Source organism: Paraburkholderia sp. CNPSo 3272 (genome assembly GCF_024206495.1).
In the GTDB taxonomy this organism is placed as follows: domain Bacteria; phylum Pseudomonadota; class Gammaproteobacteria; order Burkholderiales; family Burkholderiaceae; genus Paraburkholderia.
This window is the reverse complement of sequence record NZ_JAMBPQ010000002.1, coordinates 125,626-140,450: the sequence shown is the minus strand read 5'-3', so window position 1 is coordinate 140,450 and position 14,825 is coordinate 125,626. Positions and strand designations below refer to the sequence as shown.

The 14,825-nt window shown below is 66.5% G+C and carries 14 protein-coding genes; 3 read left to right on the top strand and 11 right to left on the bottom strand.

Going from position 1 to position 14,825, the window contains the following annotated elements; all coding sequences use genetic code 11:
* Positions 1-20: 20 nt before the first annotated feature.
* The 8 genes from ruvB to M3I53_RS02960 all read right to left on the bottom strand — a co-directional run bounded on the left by ruvB (position 21) and on the right by M3I53_RS02960 (position 8,490).
* Positions 21-1,097, bottom strand: coding sequence for a Holliday junction branch migration DNA helicase RuvB (gene ruvB / locus M3I53_RS02995; protein ID WP_254314487.1), 1,077 nt, complete (start codon positions 1,095-1,097; stop codon positions 21-23).
* 99 nt (positions 1,098-1,196) lie between these two features.
* On the bottom strand, positions 1,197-1,778 hold the full coding sequence (gene ruvA, locus M3I53_RS02990; RefSeq protein WP_069268447.1) for a Holliday junction branch migration protein RuvA: 582 nt from the start codon (positions 1,776-1,778) through the stop codon (positions 1,197-1,199).
* Between the two features lie 107 nt (positions 1,779-1,885).
* Complete coding sequence (ruvC, locus tag M3I53_RS02985) at positions 1,886-2,428, bottom strand: crossover junction endodeoxyribonuclease RuvC (RefSeq protein ID WP_254314486.1); 543 nt, start codon at positions 2,426-2,428, stop codon at positions 1,886-1,888.
* Positions 2,429-2,617: 189 nt separating this feature from the next.
* Entirely contained in the window at positions 2,618-4,183 is a 1,566-nt protein-coding gene (purH, locus tag M3I53_RS02980) for a bifunctional phosphoribosylaminoimidazolecarboxamide formyltransferase/IMP cyclohydrolase (RefSeq protein ID WP_254314485.1), read from the bottom strand.
* A 70-nt stretch (positions 4,184-4,253) separates the two neighbouring features.
* Complete coding sequence (locus tag M3I53_RS02975) at positions 4,254-4,487, bottom strand: Fis family transcriptional regulator (protein ID WP_254314484.1); 234 nt, start codon at positions 4,485-4,487, stop codon at positions 4,254-4,256.
* Positions 4,484-5,551 carry a tRNA dihydrouridine synthase DusB gene (gene dusB / locus M3I53_RS02970; RefSeq protein ID WP_254314483.1) on the bottom strand — a complete coding sequence of 356 codons (1,068 nt, stop codon included), beginning with the start codon at positions 5,549-5,551 and terminating at the stop codon, positions 4,484-4,486. The genes M3I53_RS02975 and dusB overlap by 4 nt, the downstream gene beginning before the upstream one ends.
* A 192-nt stretch (positions 5,552-5,743) precedes the next feature.
* Positions 5,744-7,033, bottom strand: a complete 1,290-nt coding sequence (locus tag M3I53_RS02965) for a UbiH/UbiF/VisC/COQ6 family ubiquinone biosynthesis hydroxylase (RefSeq protein WP_254314482.1) — start codon at positions 7,031-7,033, stop codon at positions 5,744-5,746.
* Positions 7,034-7,083: 50 nt separating this feature from the next.
* Positions 7,084-8,490, bottom strand: a complete 1,407-nt coding sequence (locus M3I53_RS02960; protein WP_254314723.1) for an aminopeptidase P N-terminal domain-containing protein — start codon at positions 8,488-8,490, stop codon at positions 7,084-7,086.
* Between the two features lie 271 nt (positions 8,491-8,761).
* Here M3I53_RS02960 and M3I53_RS02955 point away from each other — a divergent pair, with 271 nt between their 5' ends.
* Positions 8,762-9,373: a glutathione S-transferase C-terminal domain-containing protein gene (locus tag M3I53_RS02955; protein ID WP_254314481.1), complete on the top strand. Its 612-nt coding sequence runs from the start codon at positions 8,762-8,764 to the stop codon at positions 9,371-9,373.
* 95 nt (positions 9,374-9,468) lie between these two features.
* Here M3I53_RS02955 and M3I53_RS02950 read toward each other — a convergent pair whose 3' ends face one another.
* From M3I53_RS02950 to M3I53_RS02940, 3 genes are all read right to left on the bottom strand, one after another.
* Positions 9,469-11,076, bottom strand: a complete 1,608-nt coding sequence (locus M3I53_RS02950) for an FMN-binding glutamate synthase family protein (protein WP_254314480.1) — start codon at positions 11,074-11,076, stop codon at positions 9,469-9,471.
* A gap of 248 nt (positions 11,077-11,324) precedes the next feature.
* Positions 11,325-12,521 carry a tRNA 2-thiouridine(34) synthase MnmA gene (gene mnmA, locus M3I53_RS02945; protein ID WP_254314479.1) on the bottom strand — a complete coding sequence of 399 codons (1,197 nt, stop codon included), beginning with the start codon at positions 12,519-12,521 and terminating at the stop codon, positions 11,325-11,327.
* Positions 12,522-12,533: 12 nt separating this feature from the next.
* Complete coding sequence (locus tag M3I53_RS02940; protein ID WP_254314478.1) at positions 12,534-13,028, bottom strand: NUDIX hydrolase; 495 nt, start codon at positions 13,026-13,028, stop codon at positions 12,534-12,536.
* A 295-nt stretch (positions 13,029-13,323) separates the two neighbouring features.
* Here M3I53_RS02940 and M3I53_RS02935 point away from each other — a divergent pair, with 295 nt between their 5' ends.
* Positions 13,324-14,475, top strand: a complete 1,152-nt coding sequence (locus tag M3I53_RS02935; protein ID WP_254314477.1) for a Re/Si-specific NAD(P)(+) transhydrogenase subunit alpha — start codon at positions 13,324-13,326, stop codon at positions 14,473-14,475.
* A 17-nt stretch (positions 14,476-14,492) separates the two neighbouring features.
* Positions 14,493-14,822, top strand: a complete 330-nt coding sequence (locus tag M3I53_RS02930) for an NAD(P) transhydrogenase subunit alpha (protein WP_254314476.1) — start codon at positions 14,493-14,495, stop codon at positions 14,820-14,822.
* Positions 14,823-14,825: the final 3 nt, after the last annotated feature.

Sequence of the window (14,825 nt, the reverse complement as noted above, 5' to 3'; positions counted from 1 at the left end):
GCGTTGAGGCTGGCGCGCCTTCAGGACGCGTCCGGTTCCCAGTCGCCGCCCGTCGATGCGTCGTCCGGCACCGTGAGGCCGAAGTGGCGGTAGCTCAGCTGCGTGGCCACGCGCCCGCGCGGCGTGCGCTGCAGATAGCCCTGCTGGATCAGATACGGTTCGAGCACGTCCTCGATCGTGTCGCGTTCCTCGCCGATGGCGGCGGCAAGGTTGTCCACGCCCACCGGACCGCCGTCGAACTTGTGCAGGATGGCTTCGAGCAGCTTGCGGTCCATCAGGTCGAAGCCGACGGCATCGACGTCGAGCATGCGCAGCGCGGCGTCGGCGACCTTCGCGGTGATCGCGCCGTCGGCCTTCACCTCCGCGTAGTCGCGCACGCGGCGCAGCAGGCGGTTGGCGATACGCGGCGTGCCGCGCGAGCGGCGGGCGATTTCGAGCGCGCCGTCGGGGTGGATCTGCGCGCCGAGCAGCGAAGCCGAGCGCTGCACGATGCGCGAGAGTTCGCCCGCGTTGTAGAACTCGAGGCGCGAGACGATGCCGAAGCGGTCGCGCAGCGGGTTCGTGAGCATGCCCGCACGCGTGGTCGCGCCCACGAGCGTGAACGGCTGGAGGTCGAGCTTCACGCTGCGCGCGGCCGGCCCTTCGCCGATCATGATGTCGATCTGGTAGTCCTCGAGCGCCGGATACAGGATTTCCTCGACGACCGGCGAGAGCCGGTGAATTTCGTCGATGAAGAGCACGTCGTTGGCTTCGAGATTGGTGAGCAGCGCCGCGAGATCGCCCGCGCGCTCCAGCACGGGGCCCGACGTCTGCCGCAGATTGACCCCCATTTCGCGCGCGATGATGTGCGCGAGCGTGGTCTTGCCGAGGCCCGGCGGCCCGAACAACAGCACGTGGTCGAGCGGTTCGGACCGGCGCTTCGCAGCCTCGATGAAGATCTCGAGCTGGCCGCGCACCTTTTCCTGGCCGACATATTCGTCGAGCTGGCGCGGGCGCAACGCGCGTTCGAACGCTTCCTCATGAGTCGAGGCGGGCGTGGCGGCGATCACGCGGTCGGCGCCGGCGTGGTTGGCGGCGAGTTTGTCGGTTTCGATCATGCAGCGATTGTACCGCGCAGACTCTGCGACGGCGGGGCCGTCCCGGGCATCACGATGGCACCGCAACTAACAGCACGCCTCGAGCGTGCGCGTGGGCGATCAGGCCTTGGAGAGCGCCTTGAGCGCGAGCTTGATGCCTTCCGAAACGCCGGTGCCGGCGGGCACGTTCTTGATCGCGGCCAGCCCTTCCTTCTCCGAATAGCCGAGCGCGAGCAGCGCGTTGAGGATGTCGTTCGCGTGGTCGGAAGGCGAAGCGGCGGCGGCCATTGCGCCGAGGTCCGCGCCGAGCTTGCCCTTGAGTTCGAGCAGCAGGCGTTCGGCCGTTTTCTTGCCGATGCCGGGCACGCGTGTGAGACGCGCCGCATCCTGCTGCGTGACCGCCTGCGCCAGGTCATTCACGCTCATGCCCGAGAGCACGGCGAGCGCCATGCGTGCGCCGATGCCGCTGATCTTGAGCAGCTCGCGAAACGTCGAGCGTTCCTCATGCGAGCCGAAGCCGAAGAGCAGATGCGCGTCTTCGCGCACGATCATCTGCGTGAGCAACACGATTTTTTCGCCGGTGCCGGGCAGGTTGTAGAACGTGCTCATCGGCACGTCGACTTCGTAGCCGACGCCGTTGCAGTCGATGAGCAGGTGCGGCGGGTTCTTTTCCAGCAATACGCCGGCAATGCGACCGATCATGGCGGGTTCTGTGATGAGGGAAAGCTCAAGAGTGTAGCGGAGGGCAGGGCAGTCCGGAGCGCGCGTCCGGAACGTTGGCCGCCCGCCCAGGCGCATCGCCCACGCATTCAGCCGATCAACCGTCCGCGGCGTACGCGCATGCCCTTCTTCGCGAGCGCCGGCGCGAGAGCGCCGAGCGTGGCAAGCGCGTCGCCGCCGTGGGCGTGGCAGATCGCCATGCCGAGCGCGTCGGCGGCGTCGGTGCCGGGCGTGCCGGTGAGGGCGAGCAGGCGCACGACCATCTGCTGCATCTGTTCCTTGGTCGCGCGTCCGTAGCCCACCACGGCCTGCTTGAGCTGCAGCGCAGTGTACTCGGCCACCGGCACGCCGCCCGAAACCAGCCCGCAGATGGCCGCGCCGCGCGCCTGCCCGAGCAGCAGGGTCGACTGCGGATTGACGTTGACGAAGACCTTTTCGATTGCGGCCTGATCGGGCGCGTGCTGGCGGATCAGCGTGGAAACGCCCTCGAAGATGGTGCCGAGGCGCGTGGGCAGGTCGGCATCGGCGGTGCGGATGACGCCGCTTGCGACGTACGTGAGCTGATGGCCGTGACGCTCGATTACGCCGAAGCCGGTGACGCGCAAGCCGGGGTCGATGCCGAGAATTCTCATGAAATGCGGGGAAGACGGATGTGCCTGCGATGGTACAACGAACGGCACAGATGCCGCGAGCCTTGAAGGCGCGAGCGAACAAGGCGCGCCGCGCAAAGAAAAAGCCCGCGAGACGCAAGTCCGGCGGGCTTTGCACAAGCGGCGCGTCACGTGCAGGTGACGCGCCGCACGCAACCAGTGCGACGAAGATCAGTGACGGAAGTGGCGAATGCCCGTCATCACCATCGCGATGTTGTGCTCGTCGGCGGCGGCGATCACTTCGTCGTCGCGCATCGAGCCGCCCGGCTGGATCACGCAGGTCGCGCCCGCGTTCACCACCACGTCGAGGCCGTCGCGGAACGGGAAGAACGCGTCCGACGCCACTGCCGTGCCAGCGAGCTTGAGGCCCGCGTTTTCAGCCTTGATGCTGGCGATGCGCGCCGAGTCCACGCGGCTCATCTGGCCCGCGCCCACGCCCATCGTCATGCCGTTCGCGCAGAACACGATGGCGTTCGACTTCACGAACTTCGCGACGCGCCATGCGAACAGCAGGTCGTCCATTTCCTTCGGCGTGGGGTGGCGCTTCGTCACCACGCGCAGTTCGTGCGGCTGCACGTTCTTCGCGTCGAGCGATTGCACGAGCAGGCCGCCGCCCACGCGCTTCAGATCGAATGCGTTATGGCCATCGCCCAACGCGATCTCGAGCAGACGCACGTTCTGCTTCGCGGCGAATACGGCCTTCGCGGCTTGCGAGAACGACGGCGCGATCAGCACTTCGACGAACTGCTTGGCCACGGCCTGCGCCGCGGCTTCGTCCACTTCGCGGTTGAACGCGATGATGCCGCCGAACGCCGAGGTCGGGTCGGTCTGGAACGCCTTCGAGTAGGCTTCGAGCGCGTTCGCGCCGATCGCCACGCCGCACGGATTCGCGTGCTTGATGATCACGCACGCCGGGGCGTCGAACGTCTTCACGCATTCCCATGCCGCGTCCGAGTCGGCGATGTTGTTGTACGAGAGTTCCTTGCCCTGCAGCTGCGTGTAGTTCGCGAGCGCGCCGGCGGGCGTCGCGAGGTCGCGGTAGAACGCGGCGCTCTGGTGCGGGTTTTCGCCGTAGCGCAGGTCCTGGACCTTGTCGAACGCGAGGTTCAGCATGGCCGGGTAGGTGTTGCGCGACTTGTGCTCGAGCGCTTCGGTGAGGCTCGTGAGGTAGTTCGCGATCGCGCCGTCGTACTGCGCCGTGTGCGAGAACACCTTGGTCGCGAGGCGGAAGTTCGTGGCGTAGCTCACGCTGTTGCCGTTCGCGCGCATTTCTTCCAGCACTTTCGCGTAGTCGGCCGGGTCGACCACCACGGTCACGTCGCGATGGTTCTTCGCCGCCGAGCGCAGCATGGTCGGGCCGCCGATATCGATGTTCTCGATCGCGTCTTCGAGCGAGCACTCTTCCTTCGAGATCGTCTGGACGAACGGGTAGAGGTTCACGACCAGCAGGTCGATCGTCGGGATGTCGTGCTTTTCGAGCGCGGCCATGTGCTCGGGCAGGTCGCGGCGCGCGAGGATGCCGCCGTGCACCTTCGGGTGCAGCGTTTTCACGCGCCCATCGAGCATTTCCGGAAAGCCCGTGTAGTCGGCCACTTCGGTGACGGAAAGGCCCGCGTCCGCGAGCAGTTTCGCGGTGCCGCCGGTCGAGAGGATCTTGACGCCGAGGTCGGACAGCGACTTCGCGAAGTCGACGATGCCGGCCTTATCGGAAACGGAGATGAGCGCTTGCCTGATCATGATGGATAACGAGGTAGATTGCCGAGAGATCGAGGGGTCTGCGCCGAAGGTCCAGAAAAACGCAGCGGCGTTACAGCAGGCCGTGCTGCTGGAGCTTCTTGCGCAGCGTGTTGCGGTTGATGCCGAGATACTCGGCGGCGAGCGACTGATTGCCGCCTGCCTGCTCGAGCACCACCTCGAGCATCGGTTTTTCGACGCACGCTATCACCATTTCGTAGACGTCGTGCGGATTGCTGCCGTCGAGGTCCTGGAAATAGATGCCAAGGCTCTCGCGGACGGATTGTTCGATGTTGTGCTTGCTCATGCTGCCAGTCGATCGGTTGATTCGTCGCTGCCGTCGCTGTCGTTGTTCTCGTCGTCGACGTAGACGAGGCGCTCGGAGCGCGCCTTCTGTTCGTCGAAGAACTGGTTGACGGCGACGAGCTGCTCGCGCGTGGTGTCCAGCGTATTCATGCGATGCCGGAACGTATTGGCGCCACAAAGGCCGCGAGTGTACCAGCCGATATGCTTGCGCGCAGTACGCACGCCCGTAAATTCACCGTAAAAAGCGTAGTGGTCCTCCAGATGCTCGTTCATGATCGACTGGATTTCGTCCACGCGCGGCGGCGGCAGCAGCTCGCCGGTCGCCAGGAAATGCTCGATTTCGCGGAACAGCCACGGGCGCCCCTGCGCCGCGCGGCCGATCATGATGGCGTCGGCGCCCGTGAGCGCGAGGACCTCGCGCGCCTTTTGCGGCGACGTAATGTCGCCGTTCGCGACCACCGGAATGCGCGCGGCAGCCTTAACCGCGGCGATCGTTTCGTACTCCGCTTCACCGTGATAGAGATCGGCGCGCGTGCGGCCGTGCACGGTGAGCATGGCGATGCCGCTTTCTTCGGCAATGCGCGCGATGGTGAGCGCATTGCGATTGTCGCGGTCCCAGCCCGTGCGGATCTTGAGCGTGACGGGCACGGCGTCGGGGCCCACGCCCACGGCGTCGACCACGGCCTTGACGATGCGCGCGACGAGCGGCTCGTTCTGCAAGAGCGCCGAGCCGGCCGCGACGTTGCAGACCTTCTTGGCCGGGCAGCCCATGTTGATGTCGATGATCTGCGCGCCGTTCGCGACGTTGTAGCGCGCGGCTTCGGCCATCATTTCCGGATCGGCCCCGGCGATCTGCACCGAGATGGGTTCCACTTCGCCCGCGTGATTGGCGCGGCGCATGGTCTTTTCGCTCTTCCAGAGCTGCGCGTTGGACGCGACCATTTCGGAGACCGCATAGCCCGCGCCGAGGCGCTTGCACAGCTGACGGAACGGCCTGTCAGTGACACCCGCCATGGGGGCGACGAACAGGTTATTACGCAAGGTGTGACGGCCGATATTGAACATGACGCGCGGGCGAAGCCGGTGCCGCGACCCGGATGGCAATCCGGCCGGCGCGGCGATCGGCGTGAATTTGAAAAAGGGGAAACGTCTATTTTAGCGTAAGCGGGATGCGGGGTCGCGCAGCGCGGACCCTGGTCGGCTCGCGCAGCGGCGTTGCAGCGTTCAAAGAAAAAACGATGCGACCCTTAGTTGGCCTCAACTCCGCTGGCCGAACATCATCTGCCGCGCGAGCGCTGTCTTCACGGGCGGTGCGAATTCGAGCGCCGTGAGGGCGAGCCCCCGCAGCGCGGCGAGCGGGCCGAAATCGACGGTGAACAGGCGGGCGAGCGTATCCGTCGCGCCGATCGTCAGGCGCCGGTCGAACGCGCGGCGGCCCGCGAACTCGGCGAGCGCGCGGGGCGTGGCGCCGTGCTGCGCGAGCGAATCGGCGAGGGCGTGGGCGTCGCGCAGACCGAGATTGAGGCCCTGGCCCGCCACCGGATGCAGTGTTTGCGCCGCATTGCCGACCGCCGCGATGCGGCCGTGACCGGAAACGAGGGCGTCGAGCGCGTTCAAGCCGAGCGGAAATGACGCACGGCCGTGAATCTGCGTAAAGCGGCCCATGCGCGCGCCGAACGCCATGCCGAGTTCGGCGAGGAACTCCGCGTCCGAAAGCTGCGCGCGGCGCTCGGCCTGGGTAGGGGAGCAGCACCACACGAGCGCGTAATCCGCGCCGCGCACGCCGCCCATCGGCAGGAGCGCGATCGGGCCTTCGCTCGTGAAGCGCTCCCACGCGACGTGGGGCTGAGGGGCGGCGAGCGTCACCACGCCGACCAGCGCCGTTTGCCCGTAGTCGCGCGTGCGTTTGGTTTTGGCGCCCGGCGGTGCGGCCTCTGCATCGGCTTCGTTGCCTTCGTCGCTATTGTCTTGCGCGTCGCGTGGCGGCGGCGTGCGATACAGGCCGCCTTCGGCGTTCACGAGGACGCGCGTGCGCAGATGCCGTTCGACCCCCGCGCTCGCGACCGGCAGCGTCACGCCATCGTTCTCCGCGACAGGATCGTGGGCCTGGGCGTGATGCAGCCAGTGCACCGGCGTGCCGCGCACGGCCTGCGCGAGCGCCTGAACGATCGCGCCGTAGCGCGCCACGTAGCCGAGCGCGGGCAAGTCGTAGTCGTGGCGGTCGATCAGCGTGCGCCCGAAATGGCCGCGCTGCGAAACATGGATGCGCTCGATGGGCGTGGCGTCGTGCGGCCACGCGAGCGCTTCGAGCAGCGTGCGGCTGCCTTGCGAAACGGCGATGGCGCGCGGATCGCCTGCGCTGTCCTCGGGTTCGCGCGCGTCGATCAGCGCAATCGAGAGCCCTTGCGTGGCGCTGCGCCGGGCGAGCCAACCCGCGAGCGCGAGACCTACCGGCCCCGCGCCGACGATCGTGACATCGTGGTCGAAATGGGCGGGCGCGTTCGCGCCGGTGGATGTGTCGTTCGCGCTGCCGGAAACTGCGTTCATGTCGTTTGCTTCGCTTCGTGTGGAATCTTCGCGTTTGCGTTCCGTTTGCGTCAGGCGCCGCGTTGCGCGGCCTGCATGAGCGCTTCGATTTCATCGGCGGCAACGGGCACGCCGCGCGTGATCAGCTCGCAGCCCGTTTCGGTGACGATGGCGTCGTCCTCGATGCGGATGCCGATGTCCCAGTAGCGCTCGGGCACGTCCTCGGCCGCGCGGATGTAGAGACCCGGCTCGATCGTGAGCGTCATGCCGGCGCGCAGCGTGCGCCACGGCGGCGGGGCGTCGGGTTTATCGGCGCTTGCCGCAACGCCGCGTTCACCACGTTCACGATAATCGCCAGCATCGTGCACATCCATGCCGAGCCAGTGCCCGGTGCGATGCATATAGAAGCGCGCGTAGGCGCGCTCGGCGATCACGTCGTCGACGCTCGCAAAGCGCTGCCGGTCGATGATGCCCGTATCGAGCAGCCCCTGCGCGAGTACGCGCACCGCGGCGTCGTGCGGCGCCTCGAAATTCACGCCGGCGCGCGTGGCGTCGATCGCGGCCTGCTGCGCGGCGAGCACGATGTCGTAAAGCTCGCGTTGCGCGCTCGTGAAGCGGCCGCTCGCTGGGAACGTGCGGGTGATGTCCGAGGCATAGCCGTTCAACTCGCACGCGGCGTCGACCAGCACGAGGTCGCCCTCGCGCGCCACCGCGTTGCCGGCCGGGTAATGCAGCACGCACGCGTTCGCGCCTGCCGCGACGATCGAGCCATAGGCGGGCGCCTGCGCGCCGTGCTTGCGGAACGTGTAGAGCAATTCCGCCTCGATCTCGTACTCGCGCATGCCGGGGCGGCAAGTCTGCATCGCGCGAACGTGCGCGAGCGCCGAGATCTTCGCGGCGCGGCGCATCGTGTCGAGTTCGTGTGCATCCTTGGACACGCGCATGTCGTCGAGCAGCGGCAGCAGGTCGTACGCGGCGGCCGGCGCCGTGACGCCGCTGCGCCCCTGCGCGCGCACCGCGTCGATCCAGCGCTTCACCTGCGCATCGAAGCGATCGGAGGCCGCGAGCGCGTAGTGCAGCGCCGGACGGTTGGCGATGAGTTGCGGGATGCGCGCGTCGAGTTCGTCGGCGGGAAACGCGGCGTCGAAGCCGAACGCTTCGCGCGCGGCGTCCGGACCGAAGCGAAAGCCTTCCCATGTTTCGCGCTCTACGTTTTTCGCGCGGCAGAACAGGATCGCGGCGGGCTGATTCTCGCCCGCGTTCGCGTCGAGCACGAGCAGCGCCTCGGGCTCCGTGAAGCCGGTGAGGTAGTAGAAGTAGCTGTCGTGCCGATAGGGATAGTCCGCGTCGCGATTGCGCAGCGCTTCGGGCGCGGTCGGCACGAGCGCGACACCGCCGCCTTGCGCACGCAGCGCTGCAAGCACACGTTCGCGGCGCGCGCGATAGAGCGCGGCGCCGCCGTCGGGGCCGCGCTGCATGTCGGCTGCGTCGGCCACGCTGGCCGCAGGGTGGGCTTCGCTCGAGGCGGCCGGGGCGCTTCGCTTGAGGGTCGAGTCCATCGTGAGATTGTAGCGCTGGCTACAAACGGACGCGCTGGCTCGCGGTGACCCGACCCGCGCGCCGCTATCGCCCGGTGTTGTCTCCTGCTGACATCATTTGTAGGAAAAATCCTGCACTGCAACAGACGGCGCGTCAGAAAATTACGAATCCAACGTATACTTCGGCCGGATTCCAGAAAAGGCAGGTGGTATGAAACTTATCGGTTCGCTCGGCAGCCCGTATGTCCGCAAGGCGCGGATCACGCTCGCCGAAAAGAAAATCGACTACAAGCTGGTGCTCGAAAACGTGTGGGGCGAGGAAACGGCGATTCACGATTTCAACCCGCTCGGCAAGGTTCCGTGTCTCGTGATGGACGACGGCGAGGCCGTGTTCGACTCGCGCGTGATTTGCGAGTACGTCGACATGCTCTCGCCCGTGGCCAAGCTCATTCCGCCCGCAGGACGCGAGCGTATCGAAGTGCGTTGCTGGGAGGCGCTCGCCGACGGCATGCTCGACGCAACCGTGCTGATCCGCCTCGAAGGCACGCAGCGCACGCCGGAGCAGCGCAACGAGGCGTGGGTCAAGCGCCAGGAGCGCAAGATCCACGAAAGCCTCGCCGCGATGGCCAAGGGGCTCGCCGGCAACCCGTGGTGCGCGGGCAACCGCTACACGATCGCGGATATTGCCGTGGGCTGCGCGCTCGGCTATCTCGACTTCCGCATGCCGGAACTGAACTGGCGCGAGGCGCATCCGAATCTCGCGCGGCACTTCGAGAAGCTCTCGCAGCGTCAGTCGTTCGTCGACACGGTGCCGCAAGGCTGACTTTCAGCTGATCTGCAGCTGATGTGACTAAAACAAAACGCCCGACGGCATTGCGTGCCGTCGGGCGTTTTCGTTCAAGCCGCAGATCGCCTTCCTCAGACGATCTTTTCCTCGGCCGGCGCGAACGAATCGCTGCGCGCAACCGGCCACCACTTCTCATACAGCTGATAGCGATAGCGGCCTTCGAGCAGATCGCCGGGCTTCAGGTACCTGAGCAGTTCCGACATCAGCTTCACTTCATACGACGACACGCGCCGCACGATGTGATGCGCGCGCAGATCCGAAGGGCTCGCGAGGCCCGCGGCCTGAATCAGCTCCTGCAGCGCGTGCAGCGTGTTGTGGTGGAAGTTGAAGACGCGCTCGCCCTTGTCCGGCACGTTCAGCGCGCGCTGGCGCACGGGGTCTTGCGTGGCGACGCCGGTGGGGCAGCGGTCCGAGTGGCACTTCTGCGCCTGGATGCAGCCCACGGCGAACATGAAGCCGCGCGCCGAATTCACCCAGTCCGCGCCGATTGCGAGCGTGCGCGCGATATCGAACGCGGTGATGATCTTGCCGCTCGCGCCGATCTTGATCTTGTCGCGCAGGCCGATGCCCACGAGCGTGTTGTGCACGAGGAGCAGGCCTTCCTGCAGCGGCGTGCCGATGTGATCGGTGAATTCGAGCGGCGCTGCGCCCGTGCCGCCTTCCGCGCCGTCCACGACGATGAAGTCCGGCAGGATGCCGGTTTCGAGCATCGCCTTGGCGATGCCGAAAAACTCCCACGGATGACCGATGCACAGTTTGAAGCCCGTGGGCTTGCCGCCCGAGAGCTTGCGCAGGCGCTCGACGAATTCGAGCAGGCCGCGCGGCGTGGAAAACTCCGAGTGGCGCGCGGGCGAGACGCAATCCTGGCCGATGGGAATGCCGCGCGTCTCCGCGATCTCGGGCGTGACCTTGGCCGCGAGCAGCATGCCGCCGTGGCCGGGCTTCGCGCCCTGCGAGAGCTTCACCTCGATCATCTTCACCTGCGGCTCGTTCGCGAGGCGCTGGAATTTTTCCGCGCTGAAGGTGCCGTCGTCGTTGCGGCAGCCGAAGTAGCCCGAGGCGATCTCCCAGATGACGTCGCCGCCATTCTCGCGGTGATACTTCGACATCGAGCCTTCGCCGGTGTCGTGCGCGAAGCCGCCTTTCTTCGCGCCCATGTTGAGCGCGCGAATGGCGTTCGCGGAAAGCGCGCCGAAGCTCATCGCCGAGATGTTGAAGATCGACATCGAGTACGGTTGCGCGCGGTTGGCGCCCACGAGCACGCGGAAGTCGCTGCCTGCGAGCTTCGTGGGCGCGAGCGAATGGCTGATCCACTCGTGGCCCACGGCCTTCACGTCGAGTTCAGTGCCGTACGGGCGGCTGTCCACCGCGTTCTTCGCGCGCTGGTAGACGAGGCTGCGCTGGGCGAGCGAGAACGGCTTTTCGTCGGTGTCGTCCTCGACGAAGTACTGGCGGAATTCGGGCCGAACGAACTCGAACAGGAAGCGCAGATGACCCCAGATCGGGTAGTTGCGCAGGATCGCGTGGCGCTCCTGGAACATGTCGTAGAGGCCGAGCGCGACAAGAAGCGCGGGCACGATCATGCAGTACCACGACAGGCGATGGAGCGCGGCAGCGGCGGCACAGGCCGCGAGCAGCAGCACCGCGCCCCACATGGCGAGATAACGTCGGGAAAACATTGGGGGGAACTCCTCGAACTTGATGTAATGCGCGCGCCTGCTCTCCTCTTGTGAAGGGGCGGCGCGCGTGAGCCGCGCGGTTGCTGGGCGCGGCTTGCGGGAATGATGCCGCAAGTTCGTGAAACTGGCAGGCAAGCGGGCAGTGTCGTTCGAGCGGCCTGTGCGAGGCTTCAAACGTCGGATAAAAGAAACGCGGCGCCCAGGGCGCCGCGCGGTGTTTTCTTACGTTTTGCCTGACGCAGCTTGCGTCACGCGGCCGTCGCCGCAGCAGGCTTCTTGCGCGGGACGCGCTTCCTTTTCTTCGGCGCTTCGGGCGGCAGCACGGCGGGCACGTGCGGCGCGAGCGTCGTTACCGCCTCGATGATGCCGCCGCCCAGGCACACGTCGCCGTCATAGAGCACCGCCGACTGGCCGGGCGTAACGGCCCACTGCGCGTCGGGAAAGCGCAGCGTGAACTGGCCCGCGCCGAATTCGTCTGCGGTATGGAACGAGCAGGGCGCATCGGCCTGGCGATAGCGCGTTTTCGCGCCGCATGCATGGTCCTGCGCCGGCGGCTCGCCCGCCACCCAGCTCACGTTGCCTGCGCGCAGCTCGTGAGCGAGCAGCCACGGATGATCGTGGCCCTGCACGACGTAGAGCGTGTTCGAGGCCATGTCCTTGCCCGCCACGAACCACGGATCGCCGCTGCCGTCCTTGCTGCCGCCAAGGCCAATGCCCTTGCGCTGCCCGAACGTGTAGAAGGCGAGGCCGATATGCTCGCCCACCACCTTGCCCTCGGGCGTCATCATCGGGCCGGGTTTGGTCGGCAGATAGCGGTTGAGGAAGTCGCGGAACGGCCGCTCGCCGATGAAGCAGATTCCTGTGGAATCCTTCTTTTTCGCGTTCGGCAGGCCGATCTTTTCGGCGATCTCGCGCACCTTCGTTTTGGGGATCTCGCCGAGCGGGAACATCGTCTTCGAAAGCTGCGCCTGGTTCAGGCGATGCAGGAAGTACGACTGATCTTTCGTGTGGTCGAGCGCCTTCAGCAGTTCGAAGCGTCCGTTGCCCTCGTTCTGGCGCACGCGGGCGTAGTGGCCCGTGGCGATCGTTTCCGCGCCGAGCGACATGGCGTGGTCGAGAAAGGCCTTGAACTTGATCTCGGCGTTGCACAGCACGTCCGGGTTCGGCGTGCGCCCCGCGGAATACTCGCGCAGGAACTCCGCGAACACGCGGTCCTTGTATTCGGCGGCGAAGTTCACGGCCTCGACGTCGATGCCGATCAGGTCCGCGACCGACACCACGTCGATCCAGTCCTGACGCGTCGAGCAGTACTCGCCGTCGTCGTCGTCTTCCCAGTTCTTCATGAAGAGACCGACGACGTCGAATCCCTGCTCCTTGAGCAGCCATGCGGTAACCGACGAATCGACGCCGCCCGACATGCCTACTACGACCTTACGTTTGCTCATTTCGTTGCTGCCTTAGTTCATCCCGGGTGCTGCCTTCGGCGCCGTCGCGTGCGTCTGGATGAAATCCAGCGGCACGCGCTTGCCGGCGAGGTAATCGTCGACACAGCGCATCACGAGCGGCGTGCGATGGCGCTCGCTCGCCGCGCGCATCTCGTCCGCGCTCATCCACACCGTGCGGACGATATCCGGATCGAGCGCGCGGTCTTCCGCCTCGGCGGTGACACTGCCGCAGTACGTGAAGCGCACGTACGTCGCGCCGCTCTCGCCGGGCTTGCCGAAGTGCGTCATATACACGCCGACCAGCGCTTCCGGCGTGAACGCATGCGCCGTTTCCTCGAGCGTTTCGCGCACTACGGCCTCGTGCAGCGTTTCGCCCGCCTCCAGATGGCCGGCGGGCTGGTTCAGGCGCAGTCCAGTTGGCGTGTGCTCTTCGACGAGCAGAAAACGCCCGTCGCGCTCGACGATTGCGGCCACGGTGACGTGGGGTGCCCAGGTTTCCTCATTCATGGGCCGGTATTTTACCGGGACGGCGCGAACGCTGCCCGGGGCCGGATCGGGCCCCACAGGGGCGCGTGCCCGGCTCGCCTGATACTGCCGACCGTCCGGTCGGACGACACAGCTTGTTGTGTGCATCGCACAAAAACGGGCAATTCCCGCTACAAAGGCGTCGCTGCTTTCGGTTAAAGTGGTGCCGTCGTTTGCCGTTGCAATGGATGCCGGCGCTTGAACGCCGTTTGTCGGCCTCCCTTCGCTCGATTCGAGCCAGAACAGCTAGAACAAGAAGGTCGAGGAGGAAACAACGATGCATATCGGAGTGCCTGCAGAGACGCGGGCGAACGAAACCCGCGTGGCCGCGACGCCGGAGACAGTCAAGAAGTACGTCGCCCAGGGCCACACGGTCACGATCCAGGCCGGCGCGGGCGTCGGCGCGAGCTATCCCGACGAGGCCTACACGGCCGTGGGCGCGCAGGTCGCTGACGCGGCCACGGCCTTCGGCGCGGACCTCGTGCTCAAGGTCCAATCGCCCACCGTCAGCGAATTGCCGTTCATGAGGCGCGGCGCGGTGCTGGTCGGCATGCTCGATCCCTTTAATGCGGAGAACGCAGCGAAACTCGCCGAGGCTGGCGTGACGGCTTTCGCGCTCGAAGCCGCGCCGCGCACCACGCGCGCGCAAAGCCTCGACGTGCTGTCCTCGCAGGCCAACATCGCCGGGTACAAAGCGGTGCTGGTGGCCTCGAACCTCTATCCGCGCTTCATGCCGATGCTCATGACCGCCGCCGGCACCGTGAAAGCCGCGCGCGTGCTGATTCTCGGCGCGGGCGTGGCGGGCCTGCAGGCCATCGCCACGGCGCGGCGCCTGGGCGCGGTGATCGAAGCCTCGGACGTGCGCCCGGCCGTGAAGGAGCAGATCGAGTCGCTCGGCGGCAAATTCCTCGACGTACCCTACGAAACCGATGAGGAACGCGAAGCGGCCGTCGGCGTGGGCGGCTATGCCCGGCCCATGCCGCCGTCGTGGCTGACGCGCCAGTCGGCGCTGGTGCACGAGCGCGCGAAGCAGGCGGACATCATCATCTCGACCGCGCTGATTCCAGGCCGCGACGCGCCGACGCTGCTGCCTTCGGAAACCGTGCAGGCGATGAAGCCCGGGTCGGTGGTCATCGACCTCGCTGCAGGCCGCGGTCCGGTCGCCGACGAGACAAGCGGGCGACGCGGTGGCAACTGCCCGCTCACCGAGGCCGACAAGGTGGTGACGCACCACGGCGTGCAGATCTGCGGCTACACGAACCTCGCCTCGATGGTCGCCGCCGACGCCTCTGCGCTCTACGCACGCAACCTGCTCGACTTCCTGAAGCTCATCGTCACGAAGGAAGGCGCGCTCAACATCGATCTCGCGGACGACATCGTCGCGGCCACGCTGCTGGCCCGCGACGGCCAGGTCACGCGCAAGGCATGACGAGGAGGAGACCAACAATGGAAGTCATCAACCATACCGTCATCAACCTGATCATCTTCGTGCTGGCCGTGTATGTCGGCTACCACGTGGTCTGGAACGTCACGCCCGCGCTGCATACGCCGCTCATGGCCGTGACCAACGCCATTTCCGCGATCGTGATCGTCGGCGCAATGCTCGCCACGGGCCTGACCGTGGGCGGACCGGGCAAGTTCTTCGGCACGTTCGCCGTCCTGCTCGCGGCCGTGAACGTGTTCGGCGGGTTCCTCGTCACGCGGCGAATGCTGGAGATGTTCCGCAAGAAGGAGCCGAAGAAGCTCTCCGCGTCCGGCAGCAAGGAGGGCGCATGATGG

Excerpts from the sequence above, each read along its gene's own strand:
- M3I53_RS02950 (WP_254314480.1), bottom strand. The coding sequence starts at position 11,076 with ATGTTTTCCCGACGTTATCTCGCCATGTGGGGCGCGGTGCTGCTGCTC.
- mnmA (WP_254314479.1), bottom strand. The coding sequence starts at position 12,521 with ATGAGCAAACGTAAGGTCGTAGTAGGCATGTCGGGCGGCGTCGATTCG.
- dusB (WP_254314483.1), bottom strand. The coding sequence starts at position 5,551 with ATGTTCAATATCGGCCGTCACACCTTGCGTAATAACCTGTTCGTCGCC.
- M3I53_RS02955 (WP_254314481.1), top strand. The coding sequence starts at position 8,762 with ATGAAACTTATCGGTTCGCTCGGCAGCCCGTATGTCCGCAAGGCGCGG.
- purH (WP_254314485.1), bottom strand. The coding sequence starts at position 4,183 with ATGATCAGGCAAGCGCTCATCTCCGTTTCCGATAAGGCCGGCATCGTC.
- M3I53_RS02935 (WP_254314477.1), top strand. The coding sequence starts at position 13,324 with ATGCATATCGGAGTGCCTGCAGAGACGCGGGCGAACGAAACCCGCGTG.
- ruvC (WP_254314486.1), bottom strand. The coding sequence starts at position 2,428 with ATGAGAATTCTCGGCATCGACCCCGGCTTGCGCGTCACCGGCTTCGGC.
- ruvB (WP_254314487.1), bottom strand. The coding sequence starts at position 1,097 with ATGATCGAAACCGACAAACTCGCCGCCAACCACGCCGGCGCCGACCGC.
- M3I53_RS02940 (WP_254314478.1), bottom strand. The coding sequence starts at position 13,028 with ATGAATGAGGAAACCTGGGCACCCCACGTCACCGTGGCCGCAATCGTC.
- M3I53_RS02960 (WP_254314723.1), bottom strand. The coding sequence starts at position 8,490 with ATGCAGCGCGGCCCCGACGGCGGCGCCGCGCTCTATCGCGCGCGCCGC.
- M3I53_RS02930 (WP_254314476.1), top strand. The coding sequence starts at position 14,493 with ATGGAAGTCATCAACCATACCGTCATCAACCTGATCATCTTCGTGCTG.
- M3I53_RS02965 (WP_254314482.1), bottom strand. The coding sequence starts at position 7,033 with ATGAACGCAGTTTCCGGCAGCGCGAACGACACATCCACCGGCGCGAAC.
- M3I53_RS02975 (WP_254314484.1), bottom strand. The coding sequence starts at position 4,487 with ATGAGCAAGCACAACATCGAACAATCCGTCCGCGAGAGCCTTGGCATC.
- ruvA (WP_069268447.1), bottom strand. The coding sequence starts at position 1,778 with ATGATCGGTCGCATTGCCGGCGTATTGCTGGAAAAGAACCCGCCGCAC.